Origin of the sequence: Pseudomonas sp. B111, assembly GCF_026428275.1 — a bacterium.
GTDB classification, from domain to species: domain Bacteria; phylum Pseudomonadota; class Gammaproteobacteria; order Pseudomonadales; family Pseudomonadaceae; genus Pseudomonas; species Pseudomonas aeruginosa.
Genome location: NZ_CP097857.1, coordinates 1,861,061 through 1,878,471, shown reverse-complemented (window position 1 = coordinate 1,878,471; position 17,411 = coordinate 1,861,061). Strand labels below are relative to the sequence as shown.

15 protein-coding genes, 5 tRNA genes and 1 pseudogene are annotated in these 17,411 nt (G+C 65.2%); 14 read left to right on the top strand and 7 right to left on the bottom strand.

The annotated features are described in order from the left end of the window. Nucleotides 1-179: 179 nt before the first annotated feature. The gene (locus M6E97_RS08960) at nt 180-509 is read left to right on the top strand and encodes a ComEA family DNA-binding protein (protein WP_003091430.1); all 330 of its coding nucleotides are present in this window, start codon (nt 180-182) and stop codon (nt 507-509) included. 72 nt (nt 510-581) lie between these two features. Here M6E97_RS08960 and M6E97_RS08955 read toward each other — a convergent pair. Beyond that, nucleotides 582-657 (bottom strand) — tRNA-Asn (locus M6E97_RS08955). A 68-nt stretch (nt 658-725) separates the two neighbouring features. After that, complete coding sequence (locus tag M6E97_RS08950) at nt 726-1,922, bottom strand: amino acid aminotransferase (protein ID WP_003104588.1); 1,197 nt, start codon at nt 1,920-1,922, stop codon at nt 726-728. Nucleotides 1,923-2,109: 187 nt separating this feature from the next. On the opposite strand from M6E97_RS08950, the gene uvrB reads away from it, so the two are divergent. Beyond that, a complete protein-coding gene (uvrB, locus tag M6E97_RS08945; RefSeq protein ID WP_003104590.1) occupies nt 2,110-4,122 on the top strand; it encodes an excinuclease ABC subunit UvrB in 2,013 nt (670 codons plus the stop codon). A gap of 3 nt (nt 4,123-4,125) precedes the next feature. Here the strand turns inward: uvrB and M6E97_RS08940 are convergent, their stop codons facing one another. Together M6E97_RS08940 and M6E97_RS08935 are read right to left on the bottom strand one after the other, a co-directional pair. Beyond that, nucleotides 4,126-5,625: an MDR family MFS transporter gene (locus tag M6E97_RS08940; protein WP_079385783.1), complete on the bottom strand. Its 1,500-nt coding sequence runs from the start codon at nt 5,623-5,625 to the stop codon at nt 4,126-4,128. A gap of 49 nt (nt 5,626-5,674) precedes the next feature. Continuing rightward, nucleotides 5,675-6,709, bottom strand: a complete 1,035-nt coding sequence (locus M6E97_RS08935; protein ID WP_031635942.1) for an HlyD family secretion protein — start codon at nt 6,707-6,709, stop codon at nt 5,675-5,677. 102 nt (nt 6,710-6,811) lie between these two features. Here M6E97_RS08935 and M6E97_RS08930 point away from each other — a divergent pair, with 102 nt between their 5' ends. The 11 genes and pseudogenes from M6E97_RS08930 to M6E97_RS08880 all read left to right on the top strand — a co-directional run bounded on the left by M6E97_RS08930 (nt 6,812) and on the right by M6E97_RS08880 (nt 13,766). Further along, nucleotides 6,812-7,732 (top strand): LysR family transcriptional regulator, encoded by a 921-nt coding sequence (locus M6E97_RS08930; RefSeq protein WP_003091419.1) that lies wholly within the window; start codon nt 6,812-6,814, stop codon nt 7,730-7,732. A gap of 37 nt (nt 7,733-7,769) precedes the next feature. Next, nucleotides 7,770-9,254: a glutamate--tRNA ligase gene (gene gltX / locus M6E97_RS08925; RefSeq protein ID WP_003130541.1), complete on the top strand. Its 1,485-nt coding sequence runs from the start codon at nt 7,770-7,772 to the stop codon at nt 9,252-9,254. A 201-nt stretch (nt 9,255-9,455) separates the two neighbouring features. After that, a tRNA-Ala gene (locus M6E97_RS08920) sits at nt 9,456-9,531 on the top strand. Nucleotides 9,532-9,579: 48 nt separating this feature from the next. Then, nucleotides 9,580-9,655 (top strand) — tRNA-Glu (locus M6E97_RS08915). A gap of 93 nt (nt 9,656-9,748) precedes the next feature. Beyond that, a tRNA-Ala gene (locus M6E97_RS08910) sits at nt 9,749-9,824 on the top strand. Between the two features lie 46 nt (nt 9,825-9,870). Further along, a tRNA-Glu gene (locus tag M6E97_RS08905) sits at nt 9,871-9,946 on the top strand. Nucleotides 9,947-10,104: 158 nt separating this feature from the next. Beyond that, complete coding sequence (locus M6E97_RS08900) at nt 10,105-10,647, top strand: TetR/AcrR family transcriptional regulator (protein ID WP_003091415.1); 543 nt, start codon at nt 10,105-10,107, stop codon at nt 10,645-10,647. Nucleotides 10,648-10,658: 11 nt separating this feature from the next. Beyond that, a pseudogene (locus M6E97_RS08895) lies at nt 10,659-11,517 on the top strand (alpha/beta fold hydrolase). A gap of 112 nt (nt 11,518-11,629) precedes the next feature. Further along, nucleotides 11,630-12,277: a bifunctional 4-hydroxy-2-oxoglutarate aldolase/2-dehydro-3-deoxy-phosphogluconate aldolase gene (locus M6E97_RS08890; protein WP_003091412.1), complete on the top strand. Its 648-nt coding sequence runs from the start codon at nt 11,630-11,632 to the stop codon at nt 12,275-12,277. After that, nucleotides 12,277-12,714 carry an acyl-CoA thioesterase gene (locus M6E97_RS08885; protein WP_003107647.1) on the top strand — a complete coding sequence of 146 codons (438 nt, stop codon included), beginning with the start codon at nt 12,277-12,279 and terminating at the stop codon, nt 12,712-12,714. Before M6E97_RS08890 ends, M6E97_RS08885 begins: the two co-directional genes overlap by 1 nt. Before the next feature lie 92 nt (nt 12,715-12,806). Continuing rightward, nucleotides 12,807-13,766 carry a tRNA dihydrouridine synthase gene (locus tag M6E97_RS08880; protein WP_003091408.1) on the top strand — a complete coding sequence of 320 codons (960 nt, stop codon included), beginning with the start codon at nt 12,807-12,809 and terminating at the stop codon, nt 13,764-13,766. A 14-nt stretch (nt 13,767-13,780) separates the two neighbouring features. Here M6E97_RS08880 and M6E97_RS08875 read toward each other — a convergent pair whose 3' ends face one another. Both M6E97_RS08875 and M6E97_RS08870 read right to left on the bottom strand, forming a co-directional pair. Further along, nucleotides 13,781-14,527, bottom strand: a complete 747-nt coding sequence (locus M6E97_RS08875) for an SDR family oxidoreductase (RefSeq protein WP_003104218.1) — start codon at nt 14,525-14,527, stop codon at nt 13,781-13,783. Nucleotides 14,528-14,543: 16 nt separating this feature from the next. Then, on the bottom strand, nt 14,544-15,347 hold the full coding sequence (locus M6E97_RS08870) for a glyoxalase/bleomycin resistance/extradiol dioxygenase family protein (RefSeq protein WP_033990019.1): 804 nt from the start codon (nt 15,345-15,347) through the stop codon (nt 14,544-14,546). A gap of 157 nt (nt 15,348-15,504) precedes the next feature. Between M6E97_RS08870 and M6E97_RS08865 the strand changes: the two genes are divergently transcribed. Then, the gene (locus M6E97_RS08865; protein WP_003091405.1) at nt 15,505-15,954 is read left to right on the top strand and encodes an Hsp20 family protein; all 450 of its coding nucleotides are present in this window, start codon (nt 15,505-15,507) and stop codon (nt 15,952-15,954) included. Between the two features lie 43 nt (nt 15,955-15,997). Here M6E97_RS08865 and M6E97_RS08860 read toward each other — a convergent pair whose 3' ends face one another. Further along, nucleotides 15,998-17,326, bottom strand: coding sequence for an SGNH/GDSL hydrolase family protein (locus M6E97_RS08860; protein ID WP_033990017.1), 1,329 nt, complete (start codon nt 17,324-17,326; stop codon nt 15,998-16,000). Between the last annotated feature and the right edge of the window lie 85 nt (nt 17,327-17,411).

The window sequence follows — 17,411 nt, the reverse complement described above, 5'->3', positions numbered from 1 at the left end:
CCGGAAAAGGCCGCCTAGCGGCCTTTTTTGTTTTCTCCGTACGATGTTTCCGGTGCCGGACCAGGAAGCGACTGCTTTGCTGGGGCTGTCGATCCAGGTGCGTTCCACGGCGATAAGGTGGTTTCGTGGATGGGCATGAAGCCCTCTACGTGGTCATTCATTTCTGAAGGAGTGCACCCATGCACCTAATCAAATCCGCTCTGCTTCTCATCCTGTTCGCCTGTCTTCCGTTTTCGGCTTCCGCCGCACCGGTCGCCGTCGCCAAGAATCCGCTGGCCGCAACGACACCTGCGACGACCGTGTCGCCGGGGGAGCAGGTCAATATCAATACGGTCGATGAGGCCGCCCTGATACGGGGGCTCAACGGTGTCGGCGAGGCCAAGGCCAGGGCGATCCTCGAGTATCGTGCGGCCCATGGTCCGTTCGTCTCGGTGGATCAACTGCTGGAAGTGAAAGGGGTAGGCCCGGCGTTGCTGGAGAAGAACCGGTCGCGGATCGTCATCGAGTGAGGTGCGACTGAAGGGGCGAACTTTCGTCCCGATAACGAAAAAGCCCCCGGCATGTGCCGAGGGCTTTGAATTTGGCTCCGCGACCTGGACTCGAACCAGGGACCCAATGATTAACAGTCATTTGCTCTACCGACTGAGCTATCGCGGAACAGCGAGGCGTATGTTACTGATTAAAAAGGGGAAGTCAAGCCTCTCCCGATGACTTCCCCTTTTTCCCTACAGGACCTGGACGATGGCCTTGGTGATGGTCTCCAGGTTCGATTTGTTCAGCGCGGCGACGCAGATACGGCCGGTGCTGACGGCGTAGATACCGAACTCGGTCTTCAGGCGCTCGACCTGGTCGGCGGTCAGGCCGGAATAGGAGAACATGCCACGTTGGCGACCGACGAAGCTGAAGTCGCGCTTGGCGCCGTGGGCTGCCAGTTGCTCGACCATCGCCAGGCGCATGTCGCGGATGCGGTCGCGCATCTCGCCCAGTTCCTGCTCCCAGAGGGCCCGCAGTTCCGGGCTGTTGAGCACGGAGGAGACGACGCTGGCGCCGTGGGTCGGTGGGTTCGAATAGTTGGTGCGGATCACCCGCTTCACCTGGGACAGCACGCGGGCCGATTCATCGCGGCTTTCGGTCACGATCGAGAGGGCGCCGACGCGTTCGCCATAGAGCGAGAAGGATTTGGAGAACGAGCTGGAAACGAAGAAGCTCAGGCCCGACTGGGCGAACAGGCGCACCGCGGCGGCGTCTTCCTCGATGCCGTTGCCGAAGCCCTGGTAGGCGATGTCGAGGAACGGCACGTGGCCCTTGGCCTTGAGCACGTCCAGCACCTGTTTCCAGTCGTCCAGCTCGAGATCGACGCCGGTCGGATTATGGCAGCAGGCGTGCAGGACCACGATCGAGCGGGCCGGCAGGGCATTCAGGTCTTCCAGCAGGCCGGCGCGGTTCACGCCATTGCTGGCGGCGTCGTAATAGCGGTAGTTCTGCACCGGGAAGCCGGCGGCTTCGAACAGTGCGCGGTGGTTTTCCCAGCTCGGGTCGCTGATGGCCACGGTGGCGTCGGGCAGCAGGCGCTTGAGGAAGTCGGCGCCGAGCTTGAGGGCGCCGGTGCCGCCGACGGCCTGGGTCGTGACCACGCGGCCGGCGGCCAGCAGCTCGGATTCGTTACCGAACAGCAGTTTCTGTACGCCCTGGTCGTAGGCGGCGATCCCTTCGATCGGCAGGTAGCCGCGCGGCGCGTGGGCCTCGATGCGGGCCTTCTCGGCAGCCTGCACGGCACGCAACAGCGGAATGCGCCCCTCCTCGTTGTAGTACACGCCCACGCCCAGGTTGATCTTGCCCGGACGGGTATCGGCGTTGAAGGCTTCGTTCAGGCCAAGGATGGGATCACGCGGTGCCATTTCGACGGCAGAAAACAGACTCATTTTGCGGCTGCTCGGAGTGTGAAGAGAGGAGGGCAACGCAACCCGTCATGCGGGGGCGCAAAGGGTTGCGCAAACGGGGGGTTATTATAGACACCCCTTGATGCATGCGGCGACATTTAGGTGCATGCTTTCAGCTATTTCTGACGCCGGATTTTCCTTGGCGTCACAGCTCCCTGCGAGGTTTTTCATGGATACGTTCCAACTCGACTCGCGCTTCAAGCCCGCCGGCGACCAGCCGGAAGCCATCCGGCAGATGGTCGAGGGGCTGGAGGCGGGGCTTTCGCACCAGACCCTGCTGGGGGTGACGGGCTCTGGCAAGACTTTCAGCATCGCCAACGTGATTGCCCAGGTGCAGCGCCCGACCCTTGTCCTGGCGCCGAACAAGACCCTGGCGGCCCAGCTCTACGGGGAGTTCAAGACGTTCTTCCCGCACAATTCCGTGGAGTACTTCGTTTCCTACTACGACTACTACCAGCCGGAGGCCTACGTACCGTCTTCCGATACCTATATCGAGAAGGACTCCTCGATCAACGACCATATCGAGCAGATGCGCCTGTCGGCGACCAAGGCGCTGCTCGAGCGTCCGGATGCGATCATCGTCGCCACCGTGTCGTCCATCTACGGCCTCGGTGATCCCGCGTCCTACCTGAAGATGGTCCTGCACCTGGACCGCGGCGACCGCATCGACCAGCGCGAACTACTGCGGAGACTGACCAGCCTGCAGTACACCCGCAACGACATGGATTTCGCTCGTGCGACTTTCCGTGTGCGTGGCGATGTGATCGACATCTTCCCGGCCGAATCCGATCTCGAGGCGATTCGTGTCGAGTTGTTCGACGACGAGGTGGAAAGCCTCTCGGCCTTCGATCCGCTCACCGGCGAGGTGATCCGCAAGCTGCCGCGCTTCACCTTCTACCCCAAGAGCCACTACGTGACTCCGCGCGAGACGCTGCTGGAGGCGGTCGACCAGATCAAGGCCGAACTCAAGGAACGCCTGGACTACCTGCGCAACAACAACAAGCTGGTGGAAGCGCAGCGCCTGGAGCAGCGCACCCGTTTCGACCTGGAGATGATCCTCGAACTGGGCTATTGCAACGGCATCGAGAACTACTCGCGCTATCTTTCCGGGCGGGCCCCCGGCGAGCCGCCGCCGACGCTCTATGACTACCTGCCGGCCAACTCGCTGCTGGTTATCGACGAATCGCACGTCAGCGTTCCGCAGGTCGGCGCGATGTTCAAGGGCGACCGCTCGCGCAAGGAGACCCTGGTGGAATACGGTTTCCGCCTGCCTTCGGCGCTGGACAACCGGCCGCTGCGCTTCGAAGAGTGGGAGGCGGTGAGTCCGCAGACCATCTTCGTCTCCGCTACCCCGGGCCCCTATGAGGCGGAACATGCCGGGCGGGTCATCGAGCAGGTGGTGCGTCCCACCGGGCTGGTCGATCCGGAGATCGAGGTACGCCCGGCGATGACCCAGGTGGATGACCTGCTCTCGCAGATCCGCCAGCGTGTGGCCAAGGATGAGCGGGTACTGGTGACTACCCTGACCAAGCGCATGGCCGAGGACCTCACCGATTATCTCGGCGATCACGACGTGCGGGTGCGCTACTTGCACTCGGACATCGATACCGTCGAGCGAGTGGAGATCATCCGCGACCTGCGCGCCGGTGCGTTCGACGTGCTGGTGGGGATCAACCTGCTGCGCGAAGGCCTGGACATGCCCGAGGTGTCGCTGGTGGCGATCCTCGACGCGGACAAGGAAGGCTTCCTGCGCTCGGAGCGCTCGCTGATCCAGACCATCGGTCGTGCCGCGCGCAACCTGCACGGCAAGGCGATCCTCTACGCCGACAACGTCACCGGCTCGATGCAGCGTGCGATCGACGAGACCGAGCGGCGTCGGGCCAAGCAGATCGCCTTCAACGAAGCCCATGGCATCGTGCCCAAGGGGGTGCGCAAGGACATCAAGGACATTCTCGAAGGCGCCGTGGTGCCCGGCGCGCGCGGCAAGCGCAAGGGCGTGGCCAAGGTGGCGGAGGAGAGCGGGCGCTACGAGAACGAACTGCGCTCGCCGAGTGAGATCAGCAAGCGCATCCGCCAACTGGAGGAAAAGATGTACCAGTTGGCCCGCGACCTGGAGTTCGAGGCGGCGGCGCAACTGCGCGACGAGATCCAGACGCTGCGCGAGCGCCTGGTCAACGTCTGAACCTCAGTGAGCCCCGGCGTCGGCGCGGGCGCCGATGCCGGCCGGCAGCGAGCGGGTCAGCAGCACCGCGAGCATGCTCACTGCGAGCACCATGCCGATGACATGGAAAGCATCGTTGTAGGCCATGATCATCGCCTGCTGGTGGGTGATCTCGCTGAGTTTGCCCAGCGCCGCCTGCTGGCTGCCCAGTTGCGCGGCGAGTTGCGCGAGGCGTTCGTCGACCTGCGGGTTGGTCGGCACCAGGGCTTCGCGCAGATAGTCGAAGTACACCTTGGCGCGACTGTCGAGCAGGGTCGCGAGCAGGGCGATGCCGATGGCGCCGCCGAGGTTGCGCAGGATGTTGAACAGGCTCGAGGCCGAGCCGGCATCCTGTGGCTGCAGGTAGGCGGTGGCGATCAGCGAAATGGTCACCATGATCATCGGCTGGCCGAGGGCGCGCAGTAGCTGGATCTGGTTGAACTGCGGTCCGGCGAAGTCCGGGTTGAGCACTCCGGAGAAGAAGCTGGCAAGGCCGAACAGGCCGAAGCCGGCGGCGCAGAGCAGGCGCGGCGAGACCAGCTTCATCAACTTCGGGACCAGCGGGATCAGGAACAGCTGGGGAATGCCCATCCACATGATCACCTCGCCGATCTGCATGGCGTTGTAGCCCTGGATTTGCGCCAGGTACAGCGGCAGTACGTAGATCGAGCCGTACAGGCCCATGCCCAGACCGATGCTGGAAATGCTCGCGAGGCCGAAGTTGCGGTTGCGCAGGATGCCCAGGTCGATCAGCGGGTTCGGCCGCGACAGCTGCAGGATGACGAACAGGACCAGGCTGAACAGGGCGACGCTGCCGAGGCTGACGATCATTTGCGACTCCAGCCAGTCCTTGCGGTGACCTTCCTCGAGGAAGACCTGCAGGCAGCCCAGGCCGATGCCGAGGGTGACGATGCCGGCGTAGTCGGTACTCTTCAGCAGTTCCCAGTGCGGCGCCTTTTTCTCCAGGCCGTAGAGCAGCCCGGCGATCATCAACAGGCCCGGCGGCACGTTGATATAGAAGATGTATTCCCAGCCGAAGTTTTCCGTCAGCCAGCCTCCCAGGGTCGGTCCGATGGAGGGCGCGAAGGTGGCGGTGATGGCGAACAGCGCCATGCCCTTCGGACGGTGGTGTCCCGGCAACTTGACCAGGGCCAGGGTGAACGCCAGCGGAATCAGCGCGCCGCCGGTGAAACCCTGCATGGCGCGGAACACGATCATGCTTTCCAGGTTCCAGGCGAACGAGCAGAGCAGCGAGGACACCAGGAAACCCACCGAGATCATCACCGCCAGGCGCCTTGCCGAGAGCAGCTGCACCAGCCAGGCGGTCATCGGGATCATGATGATCTCCGCCACCAGGTAGGAGGTGGAGATCCACGAGCCTTCCTCGAGGGTCGCCGCCAGCGCGCCCTGGATGTCCTTCAGCGAGGAGTTGGTGATCTGGATGTCGAGCACCGCCATGAATGCGCCGAGCATGGCGCTGAGCACCGCGATCCAGTCGCGCCGGGTCGGTTCGCCAAGCGGCCGGGCCAGCGCCTCAGCGGTCACGGAGCTCGACCTCGGCTTCGACGGACATGCCGGGGCGGATGCGGCCATGCAACGGGTTGTCGGCCTCGAACACGATCTTCACCGGGATGCGTTGCACCACCTTGGTGAAGTTTCCGGTGGCGTTGTCCGGTGGCAGCAGGCTGAACTGCGCGCCGGAAGCGGCGAACAGGCTATCGATGCGACCGTCGATAGGCGTGTCGGGGAAGGCGTCGAAGGTCAGGCGCGCCTTCTGCCCGTCGCGCATGCGGCCGACCTGGGTCTCCTTGAAGTTGGCCTGGACCCAGATGTCTTCGTCCGGCACCAGTGACAGCAAATGGGTACCAACCTGCACGTACTGGCCGTTGCGTGCGCTGCGCTGGCCGACCAGGCCGTTGATCGGCGAATGGACCAGGGTGCGTGACAGGTTGATTTCGGCTTGCGCCAGTTCGGTTCGGGCGCTGGCGATCTGCGCTTCCAGGCGCTTGATCTCGGCGCCCAGGGTGTCGCGCTGGACGCGTTGTGCCTCGAGGTCGGCGCGGGCCTTGGCCAGTTGCGAGCGAGCCACATGGTTGTCGGCGGTGAGGGTGGTGACCCGTTCCTCGGAAACGTAGCCGGGCTTGCGCAGGGCTTCGGCGCGGTTCAGGTCGATCTGTGCGCGGCCAAGGGTTGCCTGGCTGGCGTTGACGTCGGCGGCGCTGGCGGCGATCAGGCTGCCCTGCTGCACCAGCTTGCTGCGCGCCTGGGCCAGTTCCGCCTCGCGGGTGGCCAGCGCGGCCTGGGCGCGCTCGACGGCGAGCTTGAAGTCGGCGTCTTCCAGGCGTACCAGTAGCTGCCCCTTGTCCACGTGCTGGTTGTCGCGCACCAGGACTTCCTCGACCCGCGCGCCCAGCTGGCTGGCCACCCGCGTGATCTCGCCCTGGACGTAGGCGTTGTCGGTGCTTTCCACGTGGCGGCCGATGAACCACCAGTGGAGGAAGAAGGCCAGGGCGATCAGGCCGACGGCCACCAGGAAGACGGTCAGGCGACGTTTGAGTTGGGCGGGCATGGGTGGAGTGTTCCGTCGGCAAAATTCGGCCAATCTAGCAGTGTTCCGCCGGACGTTATAGGCGCTACACTTCGGACTCTTTGTTGCTTATAGGGAACAATAATGGGGCTTGATGATGCGCTGATCTTCACCCGCGTGGTGGAGTACCACAGCTTCACCCAGGCCGCGCAGAGCCTGGGCATGCAGAAGTCCACGGTGAGCCGGCGCATCGCCCTGCTGGAGGAGCGCCTGGGCGTGCGCCTGCTCAATCGCACCACCCGCAAGTTGCGCCTGACCGAAGTAGGGCAGGCCTACTACGAGCGCTGCCGGCAGATCATGCACGATTTCGCCGAGGCCGAGCAGGCGGTCATGCAGTTGCAGCAGGCGCCGTCGGGATTGCTGCGGATCACCTCGCCGATAGAGTTCGGCCAGATGTTCCTCGCCAGCCTGCTGGGCGACTTCATGCGCCAGTACCCGCAGATCACCGCCGAGGTCGAGCTGGCCTCGCGCAGCGTCGATCCGCTGCAGGAGGGCGTCGACATCGTGATCATGGTCGGCCAGCCGGAGGATTCCACCCTGGTGGCCCGTCGCCTGCTCTCTACCAGCCGCTGGCTCTGCGCCAGCCCCGACTACCTGGCGGCGCACGGCACGCCGACATCGGTGGCCGAGCTTGCCGGGCATCGCGCGGTCCTTCTGTCCACCGACTCCCAGCGCTACTGGCCGCTTTCCGGAGACAGCCTGCCCTGCCAGCGGGTGCTGTCCTGCAACAACATCACCTTCGCCCGCGAGGCGGTGGTCGCCGGTGCCGGCATTGCCGCGCTACCGGCGCTGATTTGTGCGGAGAGCGTGCACAGCGGGCGTCTGGTGCGTTTGCTGGCGGACGTGCCGTTGCCGGTCGGCGAACTGTATGCGGTCTATCCTTCGCGGCGTTTCCAGGCGATGAAGGTCAAGGCCTTCCTCGATTTCCTGATCAGCCGCCTGCCGGCCGACACCGGTCGTTTACTGGAGCCGGAGGCGGCCCGCCTGATAACATCGCGCCCCTGAATTTCCGTTTTAACTTCCGCTTGGCAAGAGAGTCTCCATGACCACTGTTCGTACTCGCATCGCCCCGTCGCCGACGGGCGACCCGCACGTCGGTACCGCATACATCGCGCTGTTCAACCTGTGCTTCGCGCGTCAGCACGGCGGTCAGTTCATCCTGCGCATCGAGGACACCGACCAGCTGCGTTCGACGCGGGAGTCCGAGCAGCAGATCTACGACGCCCTGCGCTGGCTCGGCATCGAGTGGGACGAGGGCCCGGACGTCGGCGGCCCGCATGGCCCGTACCGGCAGAGCGAGCGCGGGCACATCTACAAGAGGTATTCGGACGAACTGGTCGAGAAGGGCCATGCCTTCACCTGCTTCTGCACGCCCGAGCGCCTCGATGCGGTTCGCGCCGAGCAGATGGCGCGCAAGGAAACCCCGCGCTACGACGGCCACTGCATGCACCTGCCGAAGGATGAGGTGCAGCGCCGCCTCGCCGCCGGCGAGTCCCATGTCACCCGCATGAAGGTGCCGACCGAGGGTGTCTGCGTGGTGCCGGACATGCTCCGCGGCGATGTCGAGATTCCGTGGGATCGCATGGACATGCAGGTGCTGATGAAGGCCGACGGCCTGCCCACCTACTTCCTCGCCAACGTGGTCGACGACCACCTGATGGGCATCACCCACGTCCTGCGCGGCGAAGAGTGGCTGCCGTCGGCGCCCAAGCTGATCAAGCTCTACGAGTATTTCGGCTGGGAGCAGCCGCAGCTGTGCTACATGCCGCTGCTGCGCAACCCGGACAAGAGCAAGCTGTCCAAGCGCAAGAACCCGACCTCTATCACCTTCTACGAACGCATGGGCTACCTGCCGCAGGCGCTGCTCAACTACCTTGGGCGGATGGGCTGGTCGATGCCGGACGAGCGCGAGAAATTCACCCTCGCCGAGATGATCGAGCATTTCGACCTGTCGCGCGTCTCCCTGGGCGGACCGATCTTCGACCTGGAGAAGCTCTCCTGGCTGAACGGGCAGTGGATCCGCGAGCAGTCCGTGGAGGAGTTCGCCCGTGAGGTGCAGAAGTGGGCGTTGAATCCCGAATACCTGATGAAGATCGCTCCGCACGTGCAGGGACGGGTGGAGAACTTCAGCCAGATCGCACCGCTGGCCGGATTCTTCTTCAGCGGCGGGGTGCCGCTGGACGCTTCGCTGTTCGAACACAAGAAGCTCGATCCGACCCAGGTCCGCCAGGTTCTGCAACTGGTGCTGTGGAAACTCGAATCCCTGCGCCAGTGGGAGAAGGAACGCATCACCGGCTGCATCCAGGCTGTCGCCGAACACCTCCAGCTCAAGCTGCGCGACGTGATGCCGCTGATGTTCCCGGCCATCACCGGGCATGCCAGCTCGGTTTCGGTGCTGGACGCCATGGAGATCCTTGGTGCCGACCTGTCGCGCTATCGCTTGCGCCAGGCCCTGGAGCTACTGGGCGGGGCGTCGAAAAAGGAAACCAAGGAGTGGGAGAAGATCCGCGACGCCATTCCCGGCTGACCGGCTTTCTTCCACAGTCGATGACGAGGCCCGCCCAGTTGCGGGCCTCGTTTTTTGGGGAGGGGAGGTAAGTGATTGTTCTTCCGGTAAAATTTTTTAGGTTTCGATGAAAAATAATGTTGACAGCCTCAAGCCTCGCCCTTAGTATGCGCCCCGTCTTCACGACGAACTCAACGAAGTGAAGCGATCCAGCGGTACTTTGGGGCTATAGCTCAGCTGGGAGAGCGCTTGCATGGCATGCAAGAGGTCGACGGTTCGATCCCGTCTAGCTCCACCAAATTGCCGGGAATACGCGGTTGGTTTTGCGGATTCCTACGAAGGTTTCGTCCCCTTCGTCTAGTGGCCTAGGACACCGCCCTTTCACGGCGGTAACAGGGGTTCGAGTCCCCTAGGGGACGCCACTTCATGTTCATCCGTCCCAGCAATGGATGAGCGTGTCGATGACCGGAAGGTTGTCGAAGCGATCGGAAGATCGCCCGCCTGATGGCGAATTCGGGGCTATAGCTCAGCTGGGAGAGCGCTTGCATGGCATGCAAGAGGTCGACGGTTCGATCCCGTCTAGCTCCACCACATTCCAAGGCTAGCATCGCTGGCCTTACTTTTCGAAGGTTTCATTGTCCCCTTCGTCTAGTGGCCTAGGACACCGCCCTTTCACGGCGGTAACAGGGGTTCGAGTCCCCTAGGGGACGCCACTTTTTCCCGCTCTGCGGGGCTCTATAGGGCCATTCCGAATTGGAATGGCCCTTTTGTTTTTTCCCTTTTCGAATTTCCTGACAGACGGTCCGGCCGTACGCTTGCCGATTTTTATTATGCATATAATATTTCACTCATAATATTTTCGGAGATCGTCATGAGCGACAAGAAAACCCAGACCCGTGCCCGCATCCTCGGTGCCGCCACCCAGGCCCTGCTCGAGCGGGGCGCCGTCGAGCCTAGCGTCGGGGAAGTGATGGGCGCGGCGGGGCTCACCGTCGGCGGCTTCTATGCCCACTTCCAGAGCAAGGATGCGCTGATGCTCGAGGCGTTCGAGCAATTGCTCGGCAAGCGCCGCGAACTGCTCGGCGAACTCGACCCCGGATTGTCGGGAAAGGAGCGTCGGGCCTTGGCGGCCGCTTTCTACCTGTCGCGCAAGCATCGGGACGCACAGGTCGACGCCGGTTGTCCGCTGCCGGCGACCCTCGCCGAGGTGGCGCGCCTGCCGGAGGGGTTTCGCGAGGTCTTGAGCAGGCATGTCGAGATCATGGTCGCCAGCCTGGCGGAAAGTCCCGAGGAAACCGACGTCGCCCTGGCCGACCTGGTGTTGATGATTGGCGGTTTGGCGCTGGCCCGGGCATTGGGGCCGGGCGAGCTGTCCGACCGGGTTCTGCGTGCCGCCAAGCAGGCGGTGAACTGAGGAGGTGCGAGATGAGCAGCCTGACCTGGATTCGCGGTTTCAACGGGATGATCGGCCGCATCGCGCCGCGTTGGACGGCCGAGCGTATGCGTCGGGCGTTTCATGATGCCTGGCGAGTGGCCGCCGAAGGATTGGGAGCTGCCGCTGCTGGCCAGCTCGGAGCGCGTCACTCTGCGCTTCGGGCTGTCGGTGTTGCGCTGGGGCGAGGGGCCGGCAGTCTTGCTGCTGCATGGCTGGGCCGGCAGGCCGACACAGTTCGCCCATCTGATCGAGCAACTGGTTGGCGCGGGTTATTCGGTGTATGCCCTCGATGCGCCGGCCCATGGCCGCTCGCCGGGCAGGGAGGCGAACGTGGTGCTGTTCGCCCACGCCTTGCTGGAGGCCGCTGGCGAGTTGCCGCCGCTGCGTGCGGTGGTCGGTCATTCCCTGGGTGGCGCGGCGGCGTTGCTGGCGGCCCAGATGGGGCTGCGCAGCGAAGCGCTGGTGACGGTCTCGGCGCCGTCGCGGATTCTCGAACAGTTGCGCCTGTTCGCTCGTTTCGTCGGTTTGCCGGCCCTGGCTCGCTCGCATTTCATCCGCCTGGTCGAGCGTCAGGCGGGCATATCCGCGGCGTGCCTGGATGTGGCGCGCTACCGTCTGGAAATGCCCGGACTGGTGGTGCATGCCGACGACGACCCGCGCGTAGCGGTGGAAAATGCCGAGCGTATCCATGCCGCCTGGCCGGCCAGTCGCTTGCTGCGCCTGCCGGGCGGCGGCCACCACCGACTGCTCGGCGAGCGCAGGCTGAGCGAGTCGCTGCTGGCGCTGCTCGAGGAGCGTCCGGCGATGCGCGCTTGCCGGCGCGTGGAAAAGACGGCGAGCGCTTCCTGAGGCGCGTAGCAGAGGGGTTGTCGTTGTCCTGACCTCGGTTCTTCGGTAAAAAGCGCTGTGGCCCGCGCGGAGCGATCCGGCGGGGCGAGCCGTTTCGAATCGAGGAATGCCCATGACATTGCCGCTGGATCGGGTCCTGCTGCAGGCCAGCCCGGTATTGCCGGTGCTGGTGATCGAGGACGTGGCGCTGGCGCCCGACCTGGCGCGCGCGTTGTATGCGGGCGGCGTCACGGTGCTGGAAGTGACGCTGCGCACGCCGCAGGCGCTGGACGCGATCGCCGCCATCCATCGCGAGGTGCCCGAGGTCCTGCTGGGGGCGGGTACCCTGATTCACACCGAGCAGTTTCTCGAGGCACGCGACGCGGGCGCGCAGTTCGCCGTCAGCCCCGGATGCACGCCGCGCCTTGCCGCCGCCGCGGAGGATGCCGGCCTGCCATACCTGCCCGGGGTGATGACGCCTTCGGAAGTGTTGCTGGCGCTGGAGTACGGTTATCGCTCGCTGAAGCTGTTCCCGGCCGATGGCACTGCCAGCGTGAAAATGCTGAAAAGCCTGAAGGGGCCGTTCACCGGCATCCGCTTCTGCCCGACCGGCGGGGTCAACCTGGACAACCTGCTGAATTTCCTCCGCCTGCCCAATGTCGCCTGTGTCGGCGGCACCTGGCTGGCGCCGCCGAGCCTGATCCGGGCGCGGGCCTGGGATCAGATCACACAACTGGCCAGGGAAGCGCGCGAACTGGCCGGCAGCCTGGAGCAGCATTGATGAATTGGGACTACGCCGATCCGTTCGTGATCGACCTCAGGGTCCTCGCCGAGGACATCGACGGGCTCGGCCACGCGAACAACGCCGTCTACGTCAGTTGGTTGGAGCGCTGCGCCTGGCGCCACTCGCAGCGGCTGGGCCTGGACCTGGCCGAGTACCGCCGGCTGGACCGGGCGATGGCGGTGCTGCGCCACGAGATCGACTACCTGGCCGCGGCCTACGAGGGCGACGAACTGCAACTGGCGACCTGGATCGTCGAGTCCGACCAGCGCCTGCGGATGAACCGGCGCTTCCAGTTGGTACGCCCGGCGGATGGCGCCACGCTGCTGCGGGCGCAGACCACCTTCGTCTGCATCGAACTGTCCAGCGGCAAGCCGAAGCGGATGCCGGCGGAGTTCATCGACGGCTACGGCCAGGCTCTGCTCGCCGGGGCCTGACCCGTCGCGCGTCGGCCGACAGGCATTCGCACTTTGTTCCGGGCGGCGGATTCTCTAGAATCCGCCGCCTGTCATTTTCGAGGTAGTGGTTCGTGCAAATCGCCCTGGCGCCGATGGAAGGTCTGGTGGATGAAATCCTCCGCGACGTGCTGACCCGCGTCGGCGGCATCGATTGGTGCGTCACCGAATTCATCCGCATCACCGATCGCCTACTGCCGGCCACGGCTTTCCACAAGCTGGCGCCGGAGCTGCGCGACGGCAGCCGGACCCGCGCCGGGACGCCGATGCGTGTGCAGTTGCTCGGCTCCGATCCTGCGTGCCTGGCGGATAACGCCGCGTTCGCCTGTGAGCTGGGTGCCCCGGTGATCGACCTGAACTTCGGTTGTCCGGCCAAGACCGTGAACCGCTCGCGCGGCGGAGCGGTATTGCTCAAGGAGCCGGAGCTGATGCACGACATCGTCGCCGCCGTGCGTCGCGCGGTGCCGAGCGAGATTGCGGTGACCTCGAAGATGCGCCTGGGCTACGACAGTCCCGACGGCGCCCTGGATTGCGCGCGGGCCCTGGCCGACGGCGGCTCGGCCCATGTAGTGGTGCATGCCCGGACCAAGGTCGATGGCTACAGGCCGCCGGCGCACTGGGAGTGGGTGGCGCGGGTGGCCGAGGCGGTGCGCGTGCCGGTGTTCGCCAATGGCGAAGTGTGGACGCTCGACGACTACCTGCGTTGTCGCGAGGTCAGCGGGGTGGAGGACATCATGCTCGGTCGCGGCCTGGTCTCGCGTCCTGGCCTGGCTCGGCAGATCGCCGCCTGGCGCGATGGCGGCGAAATCCACGAGATGCCCTGGAGCGAGCTGTTGCCGCTGCTGCGCGACTTCTGGCTACAGGCCCGGCGCAAGCTCGCCCCGCGCTATGCCCCGGGGCGTCTCAAGCAGTGGCTGGGCATGCTCACGCGCACCTATCCCGAAGCCGTCGAGCTGTTCGCGCGGATTCGCCGGGAAAGCGATTGCGAAACCATCGACCGGCTGTTGCAGGTGTCGTTCAGCCAGGCGGCCTAGCTTGCGTAGCAGGCCTAGCGGCCGCCGCTGACATCGATGAAGGTGCCGGTGCTGTAGCTGGCTTCGTCCGACGCCAGCCAGAGAATCGCCCGCGCGACTTCCTCCGCCGTACCGCCGCGTCCTAGCGGTATGCCGCCCTTCAGGCGTTCGATACGGCCGGGCTCGCCGCCGCTGGCGTGGATCTCGGTATCGATCAGTCCGGGCCGCACCGCGTTGACCCGGATACCCTCCGCCGCCACTTCCCTGGCCAGCCCGATGGTCATGCTGTCGATGGCGCCCTTGGCGGCGGCATAGTCGATGTATTCGTTGGGCGATCCCAGCCGCGAGGCCATCGAGGAAACGTTGACGATGCTGCCGCCGCGCCCGCCGTGGCGGGTCGACAGGCGCTTCACCGCCTCGCGGGCGCAGAGGAAGCTGCCGGTCACGTTGGTCGCGAATACCCTGTGCAGGCGCGCCGCGTCGATGTTTTCCAGGCGCGTCTGCGCTTCCAGCATGCCGGCGTTGTTGACCAGCACGTCGAGGCGGCCGAAACGTTCGTCGATGGCGGCGAACAGCCGCTCGACATCGCCTTCCTCGGCTACGTCGGCCGCCACCGCCAGGGCTTCGCCGCCCTGGCGCTCAATGCGCTGGCGCAGCGCTTCGGCGGCCTCGCGGTTGCGCAGATAGTTGAGGACGACCGCATAGCCGCGTTCGGCGGCGAGCAGAGCGGTGGCGGCGCCGATGCCGCGGCTGGCTCCGGTGATCAGCATGACGTTGCGCATGATGATGCTCCCCAGGTCAGTAGCGAGTGAAGGTCAGGTAGTCGGCGTCCCAGCCCAGGCCCTGCCAGAACAGGTTGGACAGCGGCGCGTCGAGGGCCGATTGCGCGCGGATCAGGCCGGCGCCGCGCGAGCGCAGGGCCTCCTCGGCGCTGCCCACCAGTTCCCGGGCCAGGCCCTGGCGGCGGGCCTGCGGCAGTACGTAGAGCTCTGCGATCTCTCCCACCCGTGCCTGACCGTCCTCGATCTGCCACAAGTGGGCGAGGACGAAACCGCGGGGATTCTGCTGGGCCTCCGCCAGCCAGAGCAAGCGGTTGCGCGAGGCGGCCAGGAGCAGTGCCTGGATCGCCTGTTGGTCGCCGGCATCCAGGGTTTCCCCGGCTTCGCGGACATTGGCTTGCCAGAGCGCGGCCACCGCGGGGACGTCGTCGGCGCTGGCCAGGCGAACCCGGTGTTGCTCTGGCGTCGCATCGAGCTCCTGGCCGACCCGCAGCAGGTTGCCGTCGGGATCGACCAGGGCGAATTCGCGCATGCCCCAGGGCTGGTCTTCCAGGGCCGTGATGCGTGGAATCCCCTGACTGCCCAGGCCGAGGGCCGCGGCCTGGCGATGCAGCGCCTGGGCGTCCTCCAGGCGCAGGTAGGCAGCGCTGCAATTGGTCTTCGGTTCGAGCGCTTCGAACAGCGACAGGTGCAGCTCCAGGGCGCCGCGCTGGAGGATGGCGTAGGTCGGATAGCGAGCGCCAAGGTGGAAGCCGAGGGACTGGTAGAAGGCGCTGGCGCTGTCCAGATCGCGGCAGGGGAAGGTCGGGATTGCGCGTTCCATGGCGACGGTTCTCGAAAGGATGAGTTTCGATCTGAGCACGACGAACGGTCGTTCTCAAGGCTCTTGAAATACTTCCGACGATCCCTATCTAGTTCGTGCGGGATGCCGAAGACGGGTTCCGCACCAGAGTACTTGCTGATAATTCAGGAGATTCGCAATGAGCAACGCTTTTTCCCTCGCCCCGCTGTTCCGTCATTCCGTAGGCTTCGATCGCTTCAACGATCTGTTCGAGTCGGCCCTGCGCAATGAGGCTGGGAGTACCTACCCGCCCTACAACGTCGAAAAGCACGGTGACGACGAGTATCGCATCGTCATCGCCGCCGCCGGCTTCCAGGAAGAAGACCTGGACCTGCAGGTCGAGCGCGGCGTGCTGACCGTCAGTGGCGGCAAGCGCGAGAAGTCCACGGACAACGTGACCTACCTGCACCAGGGCATCGCCCAGCGCGCCTTCAAGCTGTCGTTCCGCCTCGCCGACCATATCGAGGTCAAGGCGGCTTCGCTGGCCAACGGCCTGCTGAACATCGACCTGGTCCGGCTGGTTCCGGAAGAAGCCAAGCCGAAGCGTATCGCCATCAATGGCCAGCGCCCGGCACTGGACAACCAGTAACCGTCAGCGGTGATCGAAAAAAGGCGCCTTCGGGCGCCTTTTTTCATTTCGTTGCGCTATCGGCCCGGGGCTCTGCCGGTGTGCCGTCAGGCACCTCGTCCAGCAGGACGTCGAGGTCGACGGCGGCCGCCATCGCCCGGTTGCCTTCGTCGCTGGGGTGCAGATGGTCGCCGGAGTCGTAGCGCGCGGCGAGCCGCGACGGCTGCTCCGGATCGCGCAATGCCGCGTCGAAGTCGATCACCGCATCGAAGGCGCCGGCATGACGGATCCACTCGTTAACCTGCCTGCGCAGGGCTTCCTTGGTGGGCTGGTAATAATCGCTCAACGGCGTGCCGGGCAGTGCGCCCTCGAACGGCGTGAGGGTCGCGCCGACGACCCGGATACCCCGGTTGTGCGCCTGTTCGATCAATTGCCGGTAGCCGGCGATCAGCACTTCCAGGGTGGGCGGTGCGGCATTCCGGGCGAAAGCGGTACCGGGCCAGGCAATGTCGTTGATGCCGAGCATCACCACCATGCTGCTTGCGCCTGGCTGGGCCAGTACGTCGCGGTCCAGACGTGCCAGCGCGCTCGCGCCCATGCCGTCGCTCAGCAGACGGGCGCCGGAAATCCCCGCATTGACCACGGCGACGCCATGCGGGGCCAGGCGTTCGGCGAGGAAGTCCGGCCAACGGCTGTTCCGGTCGAGGCTGGCGCTGGCTCCGTCGGTGATCGAGTCGCCGAGCGTCACCAGCGTCCGCGTTGCCGTTTCGGTTTCGACCAGGATACCTGTCAACAGCAGGCGCGCGGTGGTGCTCTGGCTGTCCGCCGCGTCCAACTGCAATGCGTGGCTTTGGGTCTGCTCGCCGGCGACGATCCAGCCCGTCTGGCGGCCGTCCCAGTGGAAGGTTTCCATGGGCGTGGCGGCCGGCAGGTAGAGACTCACCAGCACCTGCGAGAGCGCGGCCACCGGCATCGCCACCGGATCGCTGAGTAGCGTGGCGCCGGGCGCGATGGTCGCCGTCCGGCGTCCGCCGAAGGTCACGTCATGCAGGCTGCCGGTGGCGACCGCGGCGCGCTCGGAACCCGGTTTGGCCAGGGTGGCCCGGCCGATCCGGATCGGGCGCTTTCCATAGGTATTTGCCAGGACGATGCGCACGCGCGTTCCTCCCAGGCTGATTCGCGCCAGTTGCCGCACCGTCTGGTCGTGCAGTTCGGCTGGCACGTTGCTGGGAAACAGGAAGTCCTCAGCCCAGACCGGCTGCGGGCTGGCCTGCCAGCTGGCGGTCCAGGAAGCGGCCGGCGCGGCGCAGGCGTACAACAGGCTCGTCGCGAGCGCGAAGGCCCGGGTTGCGCTGGAGGTCGCGGCGGGAAGTCTTTCGATGGGTCGTTTCATGTCGTTGAATTCAGTGGTTATCCTGTAGCTGATGATGAATTCAAAGATTTAAGGGAAATAGACCGTAGCGGGGAATATCATTTAT

Excerpts from the sequence above, each read along its gene's own strand:
- M6E97_RS08960 (WP_003091430.1), top strand. The coding sequence starts at position 180 with ATGCACCTAATCAAATCCGCTCTGCTTCTCATCCTGTTCGCCTGTCTT.
- M6E97_RS08950 (WP_003104588.1), bottom strand. The coding sequence starts at position 1,922 with ATGAGTCTGTTTTCTGCCGTCGAAATGGCACCGCGTGATCCCATCCTT.
- uvrB (WP_003104590.1), top strand. The coding sequence starts at position 2,110 with ATGGATACGTTCCAACTCGACTCGCGCTTCAAGCCCGCCGGCGACCAG.
- M6E97_RS08935 (WP_031635942.1), bottom strand. The coding sequence starts at position 6,709 with ATGCCCGCCCAACTCAAACGTCGCCTGACCGTCTTCCTGGTGGCCGTC.
- M6E97_RS08930 (WP_003091419.1), top strand. The coding sequence starts at position 6,812 with ATGGGGCTTGATGATGCGCTGATCTTCACCCGCGTGGTGGAGTACCAC.
- gltX (WP_003130541.1), top strand. The coding sequence starts at position 7,770 with ATGACCACTGTTCGTACTCGCATCGCCCCGTCGCCGACGGGCGACCCG.
- M6E97_RS08900 (WP_003091415.1), top strand. The coding sequence starts at position 10,105 with ATGAGCGACAAGAAAACCCAGACCCGTGCCCGCATCCTCGGTGCCGCC.
- M6E97_RS08890 (WP_003091412.1), top strand. The coding sequence starts at position 11,630 with ATGACATTGCCGCTGGATCGGGTCCTGCTGCAGGCCAGCCCGGTATTG.
- M6E97_RS08885 (WP_003107647.1), top strand. The coding sequence starts at position 12,277 with ATGAATTGGGACTACGCCGATCCGTTCGTGATCGACCTCAGGGTCCTC.
- M6E97_RS08875 (WP_003104218.1), bottom strand. The coding sequence starts at position 14,527 with ATGCGCAACGTCATGCTGATCACCGGAGCCAGCCGCGGCATCGGCGCC.
- M6E97_RS08870 (WP_033990019.1), bottom strand. The coding sequence starts at position 15,347 with ATGGAACGCGCAATCCCGACCTTCCCCTGCCGCGATCTGGACAGCGCC.
- M6E97_RS08865 (WP_003091405.1), top strand. The coding sequence starts at position 15,505 with ATGAGCAACGCTTTTTCCCTCGCCCCGCTGTTCCGTCATTCCGTAGGC.
- M6E97_RS08860 (WP_033990017.1), bottom strand. The coding sequence starts at position 17,326 with ATGAAACGACCCATCGAAAGACTTCCCGCCGCGACCTCCAGCGCAACC.